The sequence below is a fragment of the Methylotenera versatilis 7 genome, from assembly GCF_000799165.1.
Taxonomy (GTDB): Bacteria; Pseudomonadota; Gammaproteobacteria; order Burkholderiales; family Methylophilaceae; genus Methylotenera_A; species Methylotenera_A versatilis_A.
Map to the genome: position 1 here is coordinate 777413 of NZ_JUGF01000001.1, position 17686 is coordinate 795098.

Annotated in this window: 19 protein-coding genes; 8 read left to right on the forward strand and 11 right to left on the reverse strand. The window is 43.2% G+C overall.

The genetic code is table 11. From position 1 onward, the window contains the following. Positions 1-75: 75 nt before the first annotated feature. The 7 genes from K370_RS03440 to K370_RS11845 form a co-directional block, all read right to left on the reverse strand. Positions 76-1299 carry an argininosuccinate synthase gene (locus K370_RS03440; RefSeq protein ID WP_047538291.1) on the reverse strand — a complete coding sequence of 408 codons (1224 nt, stop codon included), beginning with the start codon at positions 1297-1299 and terminating at the stop codon, positions 76-78. Between the two features lie 15 nt (positions 1300-1314). Continuing rightward, positions 1315-1623: a hypothetical protein gene (locus K370_RS03445; RefSeq protein ID WP_047538295.1), complete on the reverse strand. Its 309-nt coding sequence runs from the start codon at positions 1621-1623 to the stop codon at positions 1315-1317. Beyond that, the gene (gene argF / locus K370_RS03450) at positions 1623-2546 is read right to left on the reverse strand and encodes an ornithine carbamoyltransferase (RefSeq protein WP_047538298.1); all 924 of its coding nucleotides are present in this window, start codon (positions 2544-2546) and stop codon (positions 1623-1625) included. Before argF ends, K370_RS03445 begins: the two co-directional genes overlap by 1 nt. Before the next feature lie 54 nt (positions 2547-2600). Beyond that, a complete protein-coding gene (locus K370_RS03455) occupies positions 2601-3794 on the reverse strand; it encodes an aspartate aminotransferase family protein (RefSeq protein ID WP_047538301.1) in 1194 nt (397 codons plus the stop codon). Between the two features lie 122 nt (positions 3795-3916). After that, on the reverse strand, positions 3917-4408 hold the full coding sequence (locus K370_RS03460; RefSeq protein WP_047538306.1) for a urate hydroxylase PuuD: 492 nt from the start codon (positions 4406-4408) through the stop codon (positions 3917-3919). Positions 4409-4636: 228 nt separating this feature from the next. Further along, positions 4637-5731 (reverse strand): M48 family metallopeptidase, encoded by a 1095-nt coding sequence (locus tag K370_RS03465; RefSeq protein WP_052185154.1) that lies wholly within the window; start codon positions 5729-5731, stop codon positions 4637-4639. A gap of 10 nt (positions 5732-5741) precedes the next feature. Beyond that, complete coding sequence (locus K370_RS11845) at positions 5742-7127, reverse strand: YjgN family protein (RefSeq protein WP_052185155.1); 1386 nt, start codon at positions 7125-7127, stop codon at positions 5742-5744. A 345-nt stretch (positions 7128-7472) separates the two neighbouring features. Here K370_RS11845 and K370_RS03475 point away from each other — a divergent pair, with 345 nt between their 5' ends. The 3 genes from K370_RS03475 to K370_RS03485 all read left to right on the forward strand — a co-directional run bounded on the left by K370_RS03475 (position 7473) and on the right by K370_RS03485 (position 10512). Next, complete coding sequence (locus K370_RS03475) at positions 7473-8606, forward strand: aromatic ring-hydroxylating oxygenase subunit alpha (protein WP_047538309.1); 1134 nt, start codon at positions 7473-7475, stop codon at positions 8604-8606. A gap of 29 nt (positions 8607-8635) precedes the next feature. Next, positions 8636-9535, forward strand: a complete 900-nt coding sequence (locus tag K370_RS03480) for a DMT family transporter (RefSeq protein WP_268747045.1) — start codon at positions 8636-8638, stop codon at positions 9533-9535. A gap of 218 nt (positions 9536-9753) precedes the next feature. Beyond that, on the forward strand, positions 9754-10512 hold the full coding sequence (locus K370_RS03485) for a hypothetical protein (protein ID WP_235272676.1): 759 nt from the start codon (positions 9754-9756) through the stop codon (positions 10510-10512). A gap of 67 nt (positions 10513-10579) precedes the next feature. Here K370_RS03485 and K370_RS03490 read toward each other — a convergent pair whose 3' ends face one another. The 3 genes from K370_RS03490 to K370_RS03500 all read right to left on the reverse strand — a co-directional run bounded on the left by K370_RS03490 (position 10580) and on the right by K370_RS03500 (position 13913). Further along, the gene (locus K370_RS03490) at positions 10580-11218 is read right to left on the reverse strand and encodes a response regulator transcription factor (protein ID WP_047538318.1); all 639 of its coding nucleotides are present in this window, start codon (positions 11216-11218) and stop codon (positions 10580-10582) included. Between the two features lie 70 nt (positions 11219-11288). Next, a complete protein-coding gene (locus K370_RS03495; RefSeq protein ID WP_047538321.1) occupies positions 11289-13091 on the reverse strand; it encodes a PAS domain S-box protein in 1803 nt (600 codons plus the stop codon). A 9-nt stretch (positions 13092-13100) separates the two neighbouring features. Further along, a complete protein-coding gene (locus K370_RS03500) occupies positions 13101-13913 on the reverse strand; it encodes a polyphosphate kinase 2 family protein (protein ID WP_047538324.1) in 813 nt (270 codons plus the stop codon). Positions 13914-14398: 485 nt separating this feature from the next. On the opposite strand from K370_RS03500, the gene K370_RS03505 reads away from it, so the two are divergent. The 5 genes from K370_RS03505 to dhaK all read left to right on the forward strand — a co-directional run bounded on the left by K370_RS03505 (position 14399) and on the right by dhaK (position 17293). Beyond that, positions 14399-14737, forward strand: coding sequence for a carboxymuconolactone decarboxylase family protein (locus tag K370_RS03505; RefSeq protein WP_047538941.1), 339 nt, complete (start codon positions 14399-14401; stop codon positions 14735-14737). A 15-nt stretch (positions 14738-14752) separates the two neighbouring features. Then, positions 14753-14968: a hypothetical protein gene (locus K370_RS12185; RefSeq protein WP_152603135.1), complete on the forward strand. Its 216-nt coding sequence runs from the start codon at positions 14753-14755 to the stop codon at positions 14966-14968. A 28-nt stretch (positions 14969-14996) separates the two neighbouring features. Next, the gene (locus K370_RS03510) at positions 14997-15584 is read left to right on the forward strand and encodes a uracil-DNA glycosylase family protein (RefSeq protein WP_047538326.1); all 588 of its coding nucleotides are present in this window, start codon (positions 14997-14999) and stop codon (positions 15582-15584) included. A gap of 62 nt (positions 15585-15646) precedes the next feature. Then, a complete protein-coding gene (gene dhaL, locus K370_RS03515) occupies positions 15647-16282 on the forward strand; it encodes a dihydroxyacetone kinase subunit DhaL (protein ID WP_047538329.1) in 636 nt (211 codons plus the stop codon). Further along, a complete protein-coding gene (dhaK, locus tag K370_RS03520) occupies positions 16283-17293 on the forward strand; it encodes a dihydroxyacetone kinase subunit DhaK (protein ID WP_047538332.1) in 1011 nt (336 codons plus the stop codon). A 33-nt stretch (positions 17294-17326) separates the two neighbouring features. On the opposite strand, the gene K370_RS03525 is transcribed toward dhaK, so the two are convergent. Next, positions 17327-17590: a hypothetical protein gene (locus tag K370_RS03525; protein ID WP_047538335.1), complete on the reverse strand. Its 264-nt coding sequence runs from the start codon at positions 17588-17590 to the stop codon at positions 17327-17329. Positions 17591-17686: the final 96 nt, after the last annotated feature.

Genomic DNA, 17686 nt, shown 5'->3' on the forward strand with positions numbered 1-17686 from the left:
CTTAACTCCTCAATCTTTATATTTTAATTAACTGTATTGAATAAATAATATTTTAAGCGTTTATCGAATGAACAATTAGCGTTGTTTATTTTTCAAGTTAGCCGCTATACGCATTCTTAACGCATTTAACTTAATAAACCCGCCTGCATCTTTTTGATCATATGCGCCTTTGTCATCTTCAAAAGTGGCAATCGTTGAATCAAACAATGAATTCGTTTTACTATCGCGCCCTGCCACAATCACATTACCTTTATAAAGCTTTACGCGCACCCAGCCATTAACTGAAGTTTGCGTATGATCAATCAACGTTTGCAAGGCAATCCGCTCAGGACTCCACCAATAGCCGTTGTAAATCATGCTGGCGTAACGCGGCATTAAATCATCTTTCAAATGCGCTACTTCACGGTCTAATGTGATTGACTCAATCGCACGGTGCGCTTTGAGCATAATCGTGCCACCAGGCGTTTCATAGCAACCGCGCGACTTCATCCCTACATAACGATTTTCAACTAAATCTAAACGACCGATACCATGCTTACCGCCAATTTTATTCAATTGTGCCAATAACTCATGCGGCTTCATCGCTTCACCATTTAATGAAACCGGGTCACCGTTCACATATTCAATATCTAAGTACTCAGCAGCATCCGGCGCTTTTTCTGAGCTGACACTCCAGCGCCACATTGACTCTTCGGCTTCTGCGGCTGGATTCTCTAAATGGCGGCCTTCGTAAGATATATGCAGCAAATTAGCGTCCATGCTGTACGGGCTGCCGCCTTGCTTGTGCTTCATCTCTACTGGAATACCATTTTTTTCGGCATATGCCATCAATTTTTCACGACTTAACAAATCCCACTCACGCCATGGCGCGATGATCTGTATATTTGGATTCAAGGCATAAGCACCTAGTTCAAAACGTACTTGGTCGTTGCCTTTGCCAGTTGCGCCGTGCGAAATCGCATCGGCATTGGTTTCAGCCGCTATTTCAATTAAACGTTTAGCGATTAACGGACGCGCAATTGATGTCCCTAATAAGTACTCGCCTTCATAAACTGTATTGGCGCGGAACATTGGGAACACAAAATCGCGCACAAACTCTTCACGTACATCGTCAATATAAATCTCTTTAACACCAGCCGCTTTGGCCTTTGCGCGCGCGGGTTCCAGCTCTTCACCTTGCCCTAAATCGGCAGTGAAAGTGACCACTTCACATTTATATTCGTCCTGCAACCATTTCAAGATAACCGATGTATCCAAGCCACCAGAATAGGCAAGCACCACTTTATTTACTTTACTCATTACTTAACTTACCCTTCAATTCACAAGCAGTTCAAAAGCCACTAAAAAACTAACTATTACCATCAAAATCATACCTAACAAAAATAATCTATCCGCAAAAGCCTCTGTTTTAGCCGTGTTATTGTCGGAACGCAAGGACCAGTAAGAAAATATGGTACTTGCCAAAAAAAACAATCCATCGATCGCAATTAGGTCATCCGCCCAGCTAGCAACCTTACCTTTAGGTACAAGTTGCATCACGGTAATAACAGTCATACAAACGCCAACCATCGTAGAAGACACTGGCAATATATGGCGCGAGATGTCTGTTACTTTATTGACCATTAACTGTCTATTTTCCCTAACAATAGATACTCCATTAAGGCTTTCTGTACGTGCAAACGATTCTCCGCCTCTTCCCACACAATCGATTGTGCACCGTCAATGACTTCGGCCGCAACTTCCTCGCCCCTATGTGCAGGTAAACAATGCATAAAAAGTGCGTCTTTAGCAGCAATTTTCATCATGTCTGCATCAACCTGCCAATCAGCAAAATCTCGCATACGCTCTTCGTTCTCGGCCTCGAAACCCATGCTAGTCCACACATCAGTAGTGACCAAGTCCGCACCACGCGCCGCTTCCATTGGGTCAGCAAACGTTTCAAAATGATCGTTGCCATACAAATTGGCACGCTCCGGTTCAACTTCATAGCCTGGTGGAGTAGAAACATGCACATTAAAATCCAACAATTCCGCTGCTTGCAACCAAGTATTACAGACATTATTGCTATCGCCGATCCATGCAACCGTTTTGCCTTTTATCGAGCCTTTTTGTTCAATAAAAGTAAAAATATCCGCCAAAATCTGGCAAGGATGATATTCATTTGTCAGTCCATTAATGACTGGCACGCGAGAATTGGCAGCAAAACGCTCAATAATATCTTGCTCGAAAGTGCGTATCATCACAATGTCTGACATGCGTGAGATCACCTGTGCTGCATCTTCTACCGGTTCACCACGACCCAATTGTGAATCACGCGTATTCAAATAGATAGCCGAACCACCCAGTTGATGCATGCCAGCTTCAAACGACAACCGTGTACGTGTACTGGCTTTTTCAAAAATCATCACCAAGGTGCGATCTTGCAGCGGCCAATATTGCTGGTACGTTTTAAATTGTTGCTTAATCCATTTGGTGCGCGTAAAAATATGATTCAACTCATCCGTCGTTAAATCATTGAATTGCAGAAAATGTTTAATTGCAGCCATATTCAATACTCGAATTTCTTTTTTTTGGTTTATACCTAATTTATTACAGCTAGTTTATTGAGCCAGAAACTGTTTAATCAACTTAACCAAACGCTCGACCAATTCAAGTGATTCTGCTTCGTTAATCATCAACGGTGGCAACAAGCGTATCACTTTATCAGCAGTCACATTAATTAATAGCTGCGTTTCCAATGCCATTTTCACAATATCAGCACATGGCCTATCCAACTCAATTCCAACCATTAAACCGGCATGGCGGATTACCACAACACCTTGCGTACCAGCCAATTCAGCTTTTAATTTTTCGGAAATCAAATCACCCATTCTCAATGCATTTTCACGCAGGCTCTCATCCTGAATTGCATTTAAAGTGGCTAATCCAGCAGCCGTGGCAAGTGGGTTTCCGCCAAAAGTAGAGCCATGTTTACCATAAGTGAATATATCCGCTGCCGCACCTTTTGCTACGCAGGCACCAATCGGCACGCCAGAGCCCAAGCCTTTAGCCAGGCTCATTACGTCAGGTGTCACGCCTGTATGCTGGAATGCGAACCAAGTACCTGTACGGCCAATGCCGCTTTGCACTTCATCTAACATCAGCAACCAGCCATTTTCATCACAGACGCTACGCAAACCCTCAAAGTAAGCTTGCAAGTCAGTCGGAATCTGAACGCCGCCCTCACCCTGTACAGGCTCAACTAAAATAGCCACCACGTTGTTTTTGCGCGACGCTATTTGCTTAATGGCTTCTAAATCATCGTATGGCACGCGGATAAAGCCAGACACCAGCGGCTCAAAACCGGCTTGCGCTTTGCGATTACCCGTAGCAGAAAGTGTCGCCATAGTACGGCCATGAAAAGAACGCTCCATCACAATAATTTCAGGGTTTTCTATGCCTTTATTATGTGCATAAAGACGCGCCAATTTAATACTGGCCTCATTCGCTTCACAACCCGAGTTACAGAAAAACACTTTATCCATGCCAGATATTTCAGCCAATTTATCAGCCAAAGCCTCTTGCTCGGCAATGTGATAAATATTAGACACATGAATCAGCTTAGCGGCTTGATCGGATATGGCTTTCACCAGCTTTGGGTGCGCATGCCCAAGCCCGTTTACTGCCACGCCCGCAAGCGCATCCAGATATTTATTACCTTGTTCGTCCCACAACCATACGCCCTCACCTTTAACAAAGGTGACTGGCTGCCGATTGTAAGTATTCATTAAATGACTGTTGGTCAAATTCGACATGATTTTATTTCTATTCTAAATTTAAAAATTCAATAAGTTATCTACAAGGCATTTACATGTAAACAAATCTAAAACCGAAAAAGAAAACGGCGGCTAAGGCCGCCGTTATTGCCTTATCATTGCTACAATCCCAATGCTGCGCGATGCGTTAGTCCATTCGCCATAAAAAACAACATAGGGATAGACAGCATCATATTCGTACGTGATGCCAACATCGCAACACGGCGAGCTTTGGCTTTGGCGCCATCATCGGCTGGCACCAATCCCAAGATTTTCTGCTGATTTGGCCAAATTAGCACCCACACATTAAACAGCATAATCGTACCTAACCAAGCACCAATTCCAATGCCCTCATAACCATTACGCAATAAAAACGCATCCGTGAAACCAGCACCTAACAGACCAGCACCCGCAACCCACGTCACAACCGCAGACCAGCGAAACCAGAATAATGCGCGCGGCGCAACATGCTTTGTAATACCAGTAGCCGTGCCATCTGCGGCAGCATCTTTTAGCGCCGCCATTTGCACTAAATTAAAATAATATAACAAACCAATCCATGTAATACCGGACAACAAATGGATCCAACGCACGATTCCTGGCATGAGTTCCATTATTAACCCCCTGTAACTAAAAAGTTTTTGAGGAAAAGCACTAAGACAAAAGTGAGTATTAGCCCCGAAATAATGGTGCCTGCAACTGATTCAAGTGGGTTTTTCATTGCAATTGCTCCTTGGTAACTTTGTCGCCGCTGGCTTATTTTAATTTTTTTATTTTTATGAGTATTGAGATTAGCCTAAAAGGCGCTTTTTAGCAAGATTTTGACATGAATTGACGGATGCTTAAGTACAATTTCGCTTTGTATTCAAATCTATATGTAAAAAAGGTTGAATCCGCAACTGCGTATCGGGATGCGAAGATAGCAACTCGCTAATTGAATGTGTTTTCTGCTTTGGATCGGAGCCAGGCTTAGGTTTAGCATTTTTGTCATTCGTCGCTACAAGTGCCTGCGCTTCTAAGCGCTGCAGAATATCGGCAAACGCACGCGTGGGTAAACAAGCTTTTTGTAACGCGCTTAACGCAAAACGATCCGCTTCCAACTCATGTTCGCGCGAATAGCGCATCTGCATCAATACTGCTGGCAAACCAGATGCCACCGAACTGACATCGCCTGTAACTGCTGCAATAATCAAGCCCGCCAACACGCCTTGCAAGCTTTGCCTGAACGCGTGGCGTTGCTGAACATGACCCAATTCATGCGTTAAAACAGCCACAATTTCGGTATCGTTTTTAGCTAGCCTCACCAAGTCATCTGTCACCACCATAATGCCGCCGGGCAACGCAAAAGCATTGGCACCGATTACACCGCCATTTCTAAACTCCAGCCGATAAACTGGGCAGTTTTTTACTTTGCTGCAGAGATTACTTAATGCTGCGGTAATCGCAGCTTTATGAGTGACGTCTGTTTCACTGAGAGAAAAATATCCCAGCTTGTGATCCAAGCCCTTCAGCACTTGTTCGCCCAATTGCGCTTCCATGCTAGGCGGCGTAGCCTTTGCGACCGCCTCCGCCAATTTTGGCACGCCAAATTGCAAAAAAAGCCAACCGGCAAATACCGTTAATAGCAATGATGCAAAAACCAAGGCCAGATGGTTTTCTAAATAGTGTAACCCACGCCAAAATAAATTGGTTTTTAACGGCATTAACGCTTCTAAAACATCAATATTTTCAGCTTCTAAACGACCACCATTGGGCAAATCGATTAATCGCTTTGCTTTACCCAGTTTCGCTTGCACATCACAATCAGCCAAAGCAAAAGCTAGCGACTCATTTGCGATTTCAAATGCAATATGTAGATGAGGTGATGTCTTCACGCGCACCGTCACAGGCTTGGCACGCGCCCTTAATCCATCAAAATAATCCGCCTGAAAAGACACGACTTAAGTCTTAACCAAAAGATAAATCGACATCAAACATCTCAGCCATTTCTTCGCCAGTGGCCTTCACTTCGGCTTTTTTATCACCTACAAATTGGTCAAAATCGACATCGCCTACGATTTGTAATTTTGACGCACGATATCTCGCCATGCGAATTTGCGCCCACGGCGTTGCCAACCCCAATGTCAGCATAATAATTACAATATTGCTGAAATACAGCCAGATAAAATCACGCGCACGATAGTGGCAATCAAATGAAAGCTTATCCAGTGTGGTGTTATTCCAAACCAATTGCCCGATGCGTGCTTGCAGATAGCCCGCAAAGCCAAAAATAAATAGCACATATATGCCGAAACCAATAGCCATACCCAGCCATACAGCAGGGTTAAGCATCATTTCACGCATTTTTTCTTCTGACTTCTGCTGCTGATTCCGCATCATTTCTTCAAGCATTTCCTCTTGCTCTGCTTCCGTCAATTCAATCTGTGGCTGAGTTTCGTCTATTACCTCAGCGTCTGACACTTGCTCAGCATTTTCAGCCGCAATTTGCGAATCAGATTCTGGTGCAGGACCGTTATCAGAATATACACGCTCCACTGTTGGCATGACTTCTGTAGATTCCGATGCAGGATATTCAGCCACCTCTGTCGTTTCATTAGCAGCTAAAACAATATTAGCTTGGTTATGAATGGCAACAAAAGGCTGTACGTTTGGCATATTAACCACGTTTTGACTGTGCGCTCTTTTTACATACTGCTGATAAGCAGGAATGGCAATCGCGGCCAAAATACCGATGAGCAAAGGCACAATCAATACGACTAAATACACTTTATAAAACTGCTTAACGACGCTGCTCATTTCAAACTGACTTAACCCGAATTGATGCCCGTTCATCAAAAAGCGATTTTTCTGATGAGAGATATAGGGAATAATTAGGCCTAAAGTAAAAATAATAAGTATTGGCAGGACAATAAATACTTTAACTGCTTCTCCCGTCGTGCCGATGAAATCGAAACGCAAGCCGCGATGACTACTGTTTCGGGCATTAAAAATAGAACCACGCACAACCAGCCAAGGTATAAAAGCGAACAAAATCAGCATAAACACAATCGGCAAGATTGGATTGATGTTGGCGCTGAAGCTGTAGCCAAAAAAGAAGATAAATGCAATAATGCGGCCTTTTAAAATAGAGACTGGCTTGGCGTGATAATCAAAGCCGACATCCTCTATTAAAGTATTGTTATAAAAGTATTTTTTACGGCGAACTTTAGCCCATGCGGAGTAAATACCCAGTGTTAAAATCGTGAGTAATAAGTTAACAATCCAGATACCGAAATACTCTGCTGTATTGCCTTTAAAGATAATCGGAGTGGTTTTTTGACTAGCTGAATCCATATTTTATCCTTGTTATTATTGATAGATATTGCACCTTCAAAGCGTACAAGAAAATGCAGCAGAAAGTGTACTAGATTTATTTAACCGAGCCTATGTATGCACACTAAAATATTGAACCAATTTTGCTGTTTTGTTACTCACTCAATGCCGCTTATCATTTGATTAAGAAACGGCATTATTTTTAATGCTCTTTTGACAGTTAAGTTTTGCCATTGAATTAATTTATAGATAATTTAATTTCAATAGCAAAATCCACTTTTACAGGAAGCTGGTTTTTCAAGTAACTGGTTTCGAAAATTAGTTTTAAATATCCAATAGTCTAATTTTTCAAGCAATTATATTTTTATGGCATCAGTCGCAACATTAACTCAACAATCCAAAGCACCGCCACAGCTACCAGTTAGCTGGTATGCAGATCCAGAGATTTACACATTAGAACAGCAGCATTTGTTTGCCCATGCACCTAAGTATGTCGGGCATGCGCTGATGGTACCTAATGCTGGCGATTATTACACGCTGGATTGGATGCATAATGCGAAAGCGCTCACCAATCAGGCAGATGAAATTGCATTATTAAGCAATATCTGCCGCCATCGTCAGGCAGTGATACTGACTGGTCGCGGTAATACCAATCATATTGTCTGTCCATTGCATCGCTGGACATATGATTTAAATGGTCAATTACTAGGCGCACCACATTTTGCGCAAAACCCTTGTTTGCATTTGCATAAAACACCGTTACAAAACTGGCAAGGCATGCTGTTTGAAGACTCAAAGACATCCAACTCATCGCGTAATCTTATTAAAGAGTTGAATCAACTGGGCTGTAAGCAAGATTTCGATTTCACCAATTATCATTTGGATAACGTGAATATTGCACATTACAACTTCAACTGGAAAACATTTATTGAAGTGTATTTAGAGGACTATCACGTTGGGCCTTTTCATCCAGGATTGAATGCGTTTGTGGATTGCACTGACTTAAGCTGGAGTTTTGGTGAGAATTACAGCGTGCAAACGGTTGGCTATAAGTCAGAAGCCGAACAACATCAATCGCCGACCTATCAAGCATGGCAAACCGCAGTCACTAATCTACACGGCGAAACGCCACCTAAATACGGCGCCATCTGGTTTGTGTACTATCCATTTTTGATGATTGAGTGGTATCCGAATGTGCTGGTGGTTTCGCATTTAATCCCAACTGGCGTAGACACTTGCAGCAACGTAGTTGAGTTTTATTACCCGGAAGATATTGCCTTGTTTGAGCGTGAGTATGTTAAAGCACAGCAAGCCGCTTATAACGAAACAGCGGTTGAAGATGAAGAGATTTGCCAGCGCATGCATGATGGGCGCAAAGGTTTATTTGCGCTGGGCTTAAATGAATCAGGCCCCTATCAGCATCCTTTAGAAAGCGGTTTAGAGCATTTTCATCTGTGGTATCGCAGACAAATGAAACAGCATTTGGCTCCGCATGAATAAATGGCTAAATTGATGAAACTGCGGTTTTTGTGAAGCTACCTAATCTAGGTAGTTTATGGATGTTGGTTGCTGCATTGGGCTTTGCGATTATGGGCGCATTGGTCAAAGTGGGTGCAACCAAATTCAGTAGTGCGGAACTGGTTTTTTATCGCTCTGCATTTGGCTTAATCGCTATTTACGCCTTTATTTTTGCAAGAAAACTATCGCTTAGAACACCTGTAATGGCCAAGCAGATGTCGCGCTCTTTAGTCGGTTTTGCAGCATTGGTTTTATTCTTTTATGCCATCGCGCACCTACCACTAGCAACAGCTATCACGCTTAACTACACCTCTCCGCTGTTTTTGGCTTTATTTATGCCGTTTATGCTGCAGATGGAACATAAACAAAATGCAACCCATAAAAGCTTTGCCAAAAAAAGTTTATATGGGGCCGTGGTTTTGGGATTTATCGGCATTGTCATTTTGCTTAAACCCACTTTCAATAATAGTGATGTGCTGGCAGGCGCGCTGGGCTTACTTTCTGGCATAGGCGCGGCAGTTGCCTATATTCACGTCAAACAACTAGGCAATGTATTCGAACCGGATTGGCGCACGGTATTTTATTTCACCTTGGTATCGACAATCGGCAGCGGTTTATGGATGCTTTTGCAGCATTTTACCGCTGTTGACTGGAGCGATTTACCTATATTAATCGGGCTGGGCTTATCGGCCACTATCGCACAGCTTGCGCTGACCAGAGCGTATCGCACTGGCAGCACACTAACGGTCGCCAGCTTGGCTTATGTCACGGTAGTTTTAGCCAGCTTATTTGGTATGCTTTTTTGGGATGAACAGCTCACATGGTCAGAATGGTTTGCCATCGGCTTGATTATTTTAAGTGGCATTATTAGCGTCAACACCACAAATAACTCAACAAAAACAACACAATAATGCGTACTAACACGCTTTAAAACACCAATCTAATTTAACTCTTTCACTGCACTAACAAGCTACGCCAACAAGTGACTAGACTTTTGTTTTAGTTAGCAGTAACCTCAACTTTCCGCGTTATAAACCTTTTATTTGGCATTTGATAATTCAATTGTAATTTGATGATTAAATTTTTTATAACCTTCAAAAGCATTGTTCTGCTAATAAGCATCAGCGTTTTGCTAACTGGCTGTTTAGGTGGCACTATCGCGCAGCAAATTGCGCGCTCTATTGCGACGAGTGTCGCAGATAATGCCGTTGCAAATGCCATGGGTGTACAAGAGTTGGACGAGCAGGACAGATTTGCGCAAAACAAGAAAACCGATCTCACAAATAATTCCGCAACACAACAAGCTACTGCACTACAAAGTTTGTCCCAACAAAATCTAGCACTACAAAACTCAGCATTACAAAATCTGGCAGCACCCCATGCTACTCAGCAAAATGCCATGTTACAAAAAAACACGCCGATAAATGAAATACAAATTGATCCTTATAAACTGGCTTTTGCGAATGCAAGATTCGAAGAGTTGAAACCTATTGCAGAGCCCTTGCCCGAACAGTTAACCGAGACTGAAACGCCAATTGCAGTGGTGCAAAGCAATCCATTAGTACCAGTTGAATTGTTTAATTTATTGATTGGTGAAGAAAAAGCCGCTGTCTTCACAAAAGCACAATTATTGGGCTCGACTTCATTACCCAAACAACGAGAATGGAAACTGTGGCGTGTGGCGACTGGTGTGATAAAAACCAGCGCAATAAAATCGGAAAATACAAATAGAGTTACGCCGAACAATCAAACAGATTCGGCACAGACTGCGCAAGTCATTACATTTTTAATTCCACCTGAATTTGGCAAACTACCCAGCGGTAGCATCGCCCTAGTTGAAATAGCCAGTCCTGGCGAGTTAAATATTGCGCGTTATAAAATCAATTAGTAAAAAAATTAACCACTTTTTAGTGCTAAGTTTTATACTTAATTAATAGAGTTTTCTACAGTATTAATCAAGGGTCAATTAAGCCGCTCCGCATCGCTATCAGTGCAATTTCTGCCGAATTATTGGCATTTAATTTTTGCTTGATATTGTATAAATGCGTGCCGACTGTACGTGGGCTCAAAAACAAAGTTTCCGCGATTTCATTGGTGGTTTTGCCTTTTGCCAACGACATAAACACCTCAAATTCACGTTCGCTTAATACATCTACTGGATTTTGCTCGCCCGACAATTGCTGTATTGCCATTTGCTGCGCAATGCTGGCTTCGATATATTTTTTGCCACTTGCCACGGTACGAATCGCTTTTATCAACTCTTCGGCTGCACTGCGCTTGGTTAAATAACCCATTGCGCCAGCATTGAGCACACGTTTAGGATGTACCGAATCTTCATGCGCGGATAATACCAAAATCTTTGCATTACTATCCTTGGACAGAATGCGATCAATCGCCTCCATGCCACCAATGCCTGGCATGGTGATATCCATCACCACCACATCCGGCTTAAATTCTACATAACTTTTAATCGCATTTTCGCCATTCTCAGCTTCTACGATGACTTTAATTTCACTGGCCGATTCAAGTAACATTTTAAAACCCATGCGCACTACCGCGTGGTCGTCGACTAGCATCACATTGATTTGACTCATTTTTTGTCCTAGTTAATTACTTTTTACTGGTTACTTTTATACGTTAATTTACATTTGCAATTTGCAGCTTTTAAACCTCTACAGCTTGCGGGATATAAATGTGAATCGTTGTTCCTGTCTTTACATCGTCCGCTTTTTTAACGCCTGAAGCTTTACGACCAACTTTAGCTATTGATTGGTTACTAAGCTCAGAGTTTACTGTAAAACTACCTTTAAATCCCTGCACACGTTCACGCATGCCCAATAATCCGAAATGATTACTCTGATCAACTGAGTCAACATTCATACCGATTCCATCATCTTTAATCGTCAGTTCCAGCGCGCCTTTTTCGTCCACCACCAATTTCACATCAATATGCTTGGCTTCGGAATGCTTGATGGCATTATTAATCGATTCTTGCACAATGCGATAAATATTAATGTTTAAACTTTCACCCAAACCTTCTAAATTACCCGATAAATCTAAGCTAATTTTTAAGTTAGGGTATTGTTTCTGCAAATTATTAATCGTATCTTTTAAGGTCTCACTTAAGCCTAAATTATCCAGTGAACCTGGCCGTAATTGCCGAATAATATTATGCATGCCATCATAAATATGATTGGCGGCGGCCACAATGGTTTGTGCGCTGGCTTCTACTTCTGGCGCTTTTTCTTTGGTTTTATTGGCAATGGCAACCGCAAACGTTTTAATCGCAGTGACATATTGCCCAAGTTCATCATGCAATTCACGCGCCAAACTACGGCGTTCATCTTCAATATGTTTTTGAATCAAATGCGTAATCTGGCGATTTTCTTCTAACTTACTTTCCGCTGTCGCTGCTTTTCGTTCTGCGATTTCCACTTGCTTACGTTCGGTAATATCACGCATGCTGGAAATATCACCGATGACCTGATTGCTCACCGGATCAATCAAAGGCGCTGCAGAAATCGATACGTCAATGATTCTGCCATCCCGCGCCTGACGCTGCGTATCGTGATTTTCTACATTACGCCTATCGTTAATGGCGCGCCTGTTTTCAATCAAATCACGCTCCTGCCCTTTTGGTATTAATGTGCTGGCAGATTTACCAATGATATCTTGTGGCGCGTAGCCAAATATCTTTTGTGCAGCCATATTCCAAAACGAAATGTTGCCATTCAAGTCGTGAATCATCATCGCATCTGCCGTTTGCTGCGCAATCAGTGCCAGGCGTTGATTTTCAGAAGTGCTTTTTTGCAGCGATTCGCCCATCAAGTTAAAGTTTTTGGCAATCGAATCAAATTCTGGCAAATTAAAACGCGGTAAACGTGCCGACAAATCGCCCTGCTCCATTTGATTAATGGCTTTTAACATAGGCTGTAAGGGCTGCAGCCAGCGCCCTAACATCCAATACACAATTCCATTTAACAAAATAAAAAACCCAAGACCCACCCAAAACAGAATACGCATTTTGCTCCAAGCCTCGCGTATCGCGCCTGCCGGGTTAGGGTTTACGATTAACTTGCCGAAACGAATCAAACGCGAAACAGATGGTTCATGTGGATTCAACATGTGTTCAAACCATTCTGGAGGCGTTATATCTGCACGATATTTGGAAGGAGGCGATTGAAAAAGCAATGCGCCATTTAAGCTATACAGGTAAATCTCATTGCTACGCACATGGCCCAAATGTTCTAAAAAACGCCGCATCACATCATGCGTGTAACCCCATTCCGGGTTTTGAATCGAGCTTACAACAACCGTATCCAGCAGTTGTACAGTGACCCTGGTTGCCGCTTCCACGCCTTCTTGAATCGATGATTTAGTGCCTTTTAAAATGACATAACCTACCCCCAGCATAAACAACAATAGCAAGGCAGTGATCAACAAATTTAATCGGAGACGTAAACTCATAATAGTTAATTAATCATCTATGGTGATCGTTTTAAATTCAGCAGGAACAGGCGGATAGTCTAATTGCAGTTTTTTTAACGCGCTTAATAATAAGCGTGAAATCAACAGGTTGCGATTTTTTTTAGAATCTGCTGGCACTACATACCAAGGAGCGTAACTGGTGCTGGTTGCTGTCATCGCATTTTCATAAGCCTGCATGTATTGCGGCCAAAGTGCGCGTTCCTTTAAATCATTTGGGTTAAATTTCCAGGTTTTGGTCGGGTCATTCAATCTATCTTGCATGCGCAATTTTTGCTCTGCTTTTGAAATATGCAAATAGCACTTGATAATTACCGTTCCTGTTCCAGTTAACTGTTTTTCAAACGCGTTAATCTGCGCATAACGGCGCTTACACTCCGCATCATCAATCCAATTGTGCACTTTTACAATCAACACGTCTTCATAATGGCTGCGATTAAAAATCACAATCTCACCTTTTTGCGGCACTTGTTTATGCACGCGCCACAAATAGTCATAAGCCAATTCTTCTTCCGTCGGGCCTTTAAAACTGGCTAGGCGAATACCCAGCGGATCGCACTCACTAAAGACATGCCGCACCGTACCATCTTTGCCGCTGGCATCCATGCCCTGCAAAATCAGCAGAACCTTATGCTTGCCCTGCGCGTATAAAATATCCTGCAATGCGTTAATCTTACTGGCGAGCTTTGCAAGCTCCAGCGCATCTACTTCTTTCGTCGCGCCGCGTTCCGATTTATCGTTTGGCTTAATACTCTTTAATGAGAATTTTTTACCATTAACGCGATATTGCTGAAAATTTGCCATGCTTTAAATATCCTTATACCAATCTTAAGTTTAAAGTTATAACCGTTACAATACCGCAACATATGATTGTATCAAGTGAATATTTTCAAACTCGCTTCAAATTACACAAAAGAAATAACGCACTTTTAGCCTGATTTTGTGTATTAGAAAAACCTAATCCTCCATCGTCAAATGCGTTAAAAATACCTAAAAGTCGCACTCTCAATTCTTTTGGGTGCGCCTTGTAAAAATGCGAAATGTGGCGTTTAATCCACTCAACACAAGCCTGTTTCGTGGGAATGCTGTATGCCCTAGACGAATTTTATCGCGCGGACATCCAGCAACTTTGACGTTGCTGCTAAAGGCTCAATATTCGTCAGATTTGTTTTTAAATTTAAGCAGTACTGAAATTAATTTGCATCATGATTTTTATTAAATTTCAATAGTGCCCCTGATTCACGTTAAGTGGAAAGACCTGTTTTTTAACAAAGGGAGGATTCAAAATGATGCTCGACTGGAGCGATTACCACAAACAACTACTTGCCACCATCGGCGATATAGCAAAGATCAGTCCGGACACAGTTCGAGGCTACGGGACTCTCAGTAATGCAGGCGCAAAGACTACACAACTGAGTGATAAGACACGTGAATTGATTGCGCTTGCGGTAGCAGTCACCCGCCAATGCGATGGCTGCATCGCTGTGCATACGGATGCTGCGGTGAAACATGGAGCAACCCGAGAGGAAATTATGGAAACCCTTAGTGTTACCATCAGCGTCAATGCTGGTGCCGCGCTGGTTTATTCGGCACGAGTTATGGATGCTTACGCCGCAAAAACAACATAGAAAAGCCAGCCCCTTATGCCAAGCACTAACCCGCACAACATGCATATCCACAACTTCATACCTGACGATGCCGATGTACTCAGTTTGGCCGCAGAGCAGTTTTTTTCCAAAAATAGCTTTTCCGTTATCGAGCGACAGATAGTAACCATCAGTAGTATACAAATGCCAAACACATGCATGGTAAGAGTGCTGGCTAACCATTCATCCAATCCGCTTCAAGGGTCGCCTTAACGCAGGCGTTTGCCGCCAGAACCGTCAAATGACCTCACTTGTACAACTCCTCACCGAAGTCCGCGCTTGTACGCTTTGTGCAGAGCACTTACCACTTGGCCCTCGCCCTGTTGTTCAGGCGGACTCTTTGGCTCGTATCCTTATCGCTGGTCAAGCTCCCGGCAGAAAAGTTCACGAAACGGGTATACCATTCAACGATGCCAGCGGTGACAGGCTTCGCTCTTGGTTGGGAGTCTCGCGTGAAGTATTCTACAATGCCAAACAAATAGCCCTTCTACCCATGGGATTCTGTTATCCCGGAACAGGCAAGTCTGGTGATTTGCCGCCACGCCCAGAATGCGCTCCGGCTTGGAGAGAAGAATTACTCTCTCACTTGAATAATGTGCAACTTACCCTGGTCATCGGGCAGTACGCGCTGGCATATCACCTACCGGGCAATGGCAACTCACTCACAGAGGCGGTTCAAGCTTGGCGAAATCACTGGCCGCACATTGTGCCGTTGCCACACCCCAGCCCACGCAACAATTTATGGCTCAAGCGAAACCCTTGGTTTGAAGAAGAACTCATTCCCGTCCTTAGAGCCCGCGTATCTGAGTTAATCACATCTGACAGCTAAAGTTTTATCGAGAGCATCTCAAAAAGGTTTAAAAACTAAAGCTTTAGTTTTACACTACCCACATGAAAACTGCTTTTATATTATCTGCCAGCTTGGCAATACACGCCGCAATTGTCGCCAACGAATCTGAAATAGAATCATTAGACCGCGCAATTGGTGATGGCGACCATTACATCAACATGAAGCGTGGCACCGAAACCGTTGCAGGCATGTACAACGAATTATTGCCTTTGCCAGCCGATGAAGCCTTAAACAAAATCGGCATAAAGCTACTCAGCACAATTGGCGGCGCTTCCGGGCCATTGTTTGCCAGTTTTTTTATGGGTATGGCAAAAGTGATTAAACAAAATGATGGCAACAATCCACTTGAAATAGCCGCCGCATTTGCCGCTGGCGTGCAAAACATTATGCAGCGCGGCAAAGCAGATTTAGGCGAAAAAACCATGCTGGATGTGCTGATTCCGGTTTCCACCACCTTCACTTTAAGTGCGGCAGAAAGTAAAAATATGGCTGAAATTTGCAGTGCAATCAAGCTGGCTGCCGATTCCGGTTTAGAATCCACCCGCAACTTAATCGCCACCAAAGGTCGCGCGGCCGGTTTGGGCGAACGTGCAATCGGGCATTTGGACGCAGGCGCAAAAAGCTGCCAAGTGATGGTGTATGCGGTGTGCGATTTATTGATTAAAGGCAAAAATTAAATGAAAAAATTTATTAACAATGTCGATAACCTTTTAGTTGAAAGCTTATCTGGTTTTGCCAGCGCACATAGCGATTTAGTCACACTACATTTAGAACCGACTTACTTAACACGTAAAAACGCATCAAAAAGCACTCCAAAAAACAAAGTCGCCATTATTTCTGGCGGCGGCTCTGGGCATGAGCCGCTACATGCAGGTTATATTGGCTTCGGCATGCTAGATGCAGCGTGTCCAGGTCATGTGTTTACATCGCCTACGCCAGATCAAATGCTTACAGCAGCGGAAGCTGTGCATGCAGATATGGGCGTTTTATTTATCGTTAAAAACTACGCGGGCGATGTGATGAATTTTGAAATGGCGGCTGAAATGTTGCCTTTCGAAAACGCGACGGTATTAACAAGCGATGATTGCGCAGTAATCAATAGTACTTACACCACAGGTCGGCGCGGTGTGGCTGGCACCATGATTATCGAAAAATGTGTGGGCAGTTTGGCAGAAACTGGGGCGAATCTAGCAGCCTGTAAGGCCTTAGGTGACAAAGTGAACCAACGCACTGCCAGCATTGGCGTGGCATTGACCAGTTGCACCGTACCAGCTGCTGGCCGCCCTACTTTTGATATTGCAGACACTGAAATTGAAATGGGTGTGGGCATTCATGGCGAACCCGGGCGCAGACGTGAAACCATGCGCGAAGCCGACGCGATTGTGAATGATTGTGTTGATGCGATATTGGCAGATTTTAAAGCCAGAAATATCCACCTAAACAGCGAAGCTTTGCTGTTAATTAACGGATTTGGCGCAACGCCTTTAATGGAACTTTACTTAATTTACAACACAGCCGCAAAGCTGTTTCACAATCATGGCGTTAAAATCAGCCGCTCATTAGTTGGTAACTATGTCACTGCGTTAGATATGGCAGGCACTTCTATTACATTATGCTTGCTGGATGATGAAATAAAACAACATTGGGATAGTCCGGTACATACCGCAGCCTTGCGCTGGGGTATGTAAACTAAACCGTCCAGCGAAAAACTAGCCAAGCAATCAGGATTCCCAGCCGGCATTATTATCAACCCATTTTAAGCCGACCCAATACCAAATCGTCATGGGAATCATCATGGCAACCCAACTCCAATCGTGAATCAAAAACAGTTTGGATACAACGGCACTGTTTGAAAACTGCACCCAAGGCACACAGTACAGTGCAAATATCGCACAGGAAATGACGATGATTAATGCCACTTTTCGTGTGTGTACATTGGCGTAAATCAGCGTTACCCAGATTGGTGTTTTGTCGAGTTCTTTCATGGACATATGCTCGTCTATTATTGATTATAGTCGAATATTAACTCAAAATATTATTTAGGTGGCTCTTTGTACAAATCCATCTTGCCTGTAATAAAA

Coding starts and splice junctions, on each gene's coding strand:
- K370_RS03440 (WP_047538291.1), bottom strand. CDS start 1,299: ATGAGTAAAGTAAATAAAGTGGTGCTTGCCTATTCTGGTGGCTTGGAT.
- K370_RS03445 (WP_047538295.1), bottom strand. CDS start 1,623: ATGGTCAATAAAGTAACAGACATCTCGCGCCATATATTGCCAGTGTCT.
- argF (WP_047538298.1), bottom strand. CDS start 2,546: ATGGCTGCAATTAAACATTTTCTGCAATTCAATGATTTAACGACGGAT.
- K370_RS03455 (WP_047538301.1), bottom strand. CDS start 3,794: ATGTCGAATTTGACCAACAGTCATTTAATGAATACTTACAATCGGCAG.
- K370_RS03460 (WP_047538306.1), bottom strand. CDS start 4,408: ATGGAACTCATGCCAGGAATCGTGCGTTGGATCCATTTGTTGTCCGGT.
- K370_RS11845 (WP_052185155.1), bottom strand. CDS start 7,127: ATGGATTCAGCTAGTCAAAAAACCACTCCGATTATCTTTAAAGGCAAT.
- K370_RS03475 (WP_047538309.1), top strand. CDS start 7,473: ATGGCATCAGTCGCAACATTAACTCAACAATCCAAAGCACCGCCACAG.
- K370_RS03490 (WP_047538318.1), bottom strand. CDS start 11,218: ATGAGTCAAATCAATGTGATGCTAGTCGACGACCACGCGGTAGTGCGC.
- K370_RS03495 (WP_047538321.1), bottom strand. CDS start 13,091: ATGAGTTTACGTCTCCGATTAAATTTGTTGATCACTGCCTTGCTATTG.
- K370_RS03500 (WP_047538324.1), bottom strand. CDS start 13,913: ATGGCAAATTTTCAGCAATATCGCGTTAATGGTAAAAAATTCTCATTA.
- K370_RS03505 (WP_047538941.1), top strand. CDS start 14,399: ATGCTCGACTGGAGCGATTACCACAAACAACTACTTGCCACCATCGGC.
- K370_RS12185 (WP_152603135.1), top strand. CDS start 14,753: ATGCCAAGCACTAACCCGCACAACATGCATATCCACAACTTCATACCT.
- K370_RS03510 (WP_047538326.1), top strand. CDS start 14,997: ATGACCTCACTTGTACAACTCCTCACCGAAGTCCGCGCTTGTACGCTT.
- dhaL (WP_047538329.1), top strand. CDS start 15,647: ATGAAAACTGCTTTTATATTATCTGCCAGCTTGGCAATACACGCCGCA.
- dhaK (WP_047538332.1), top strand. CDS start 16,283: ATGAAAAAATTTATTAACAATGTCGATAACCTTTTAGTTGAAAGCTTA.
- K370_RS03525 (WP_047538335.1), bottom strand. CDS start 17,590: ATGAAAGAACTCGACAAAACACCAATCTGGGTAACGCTGATTTACGCC.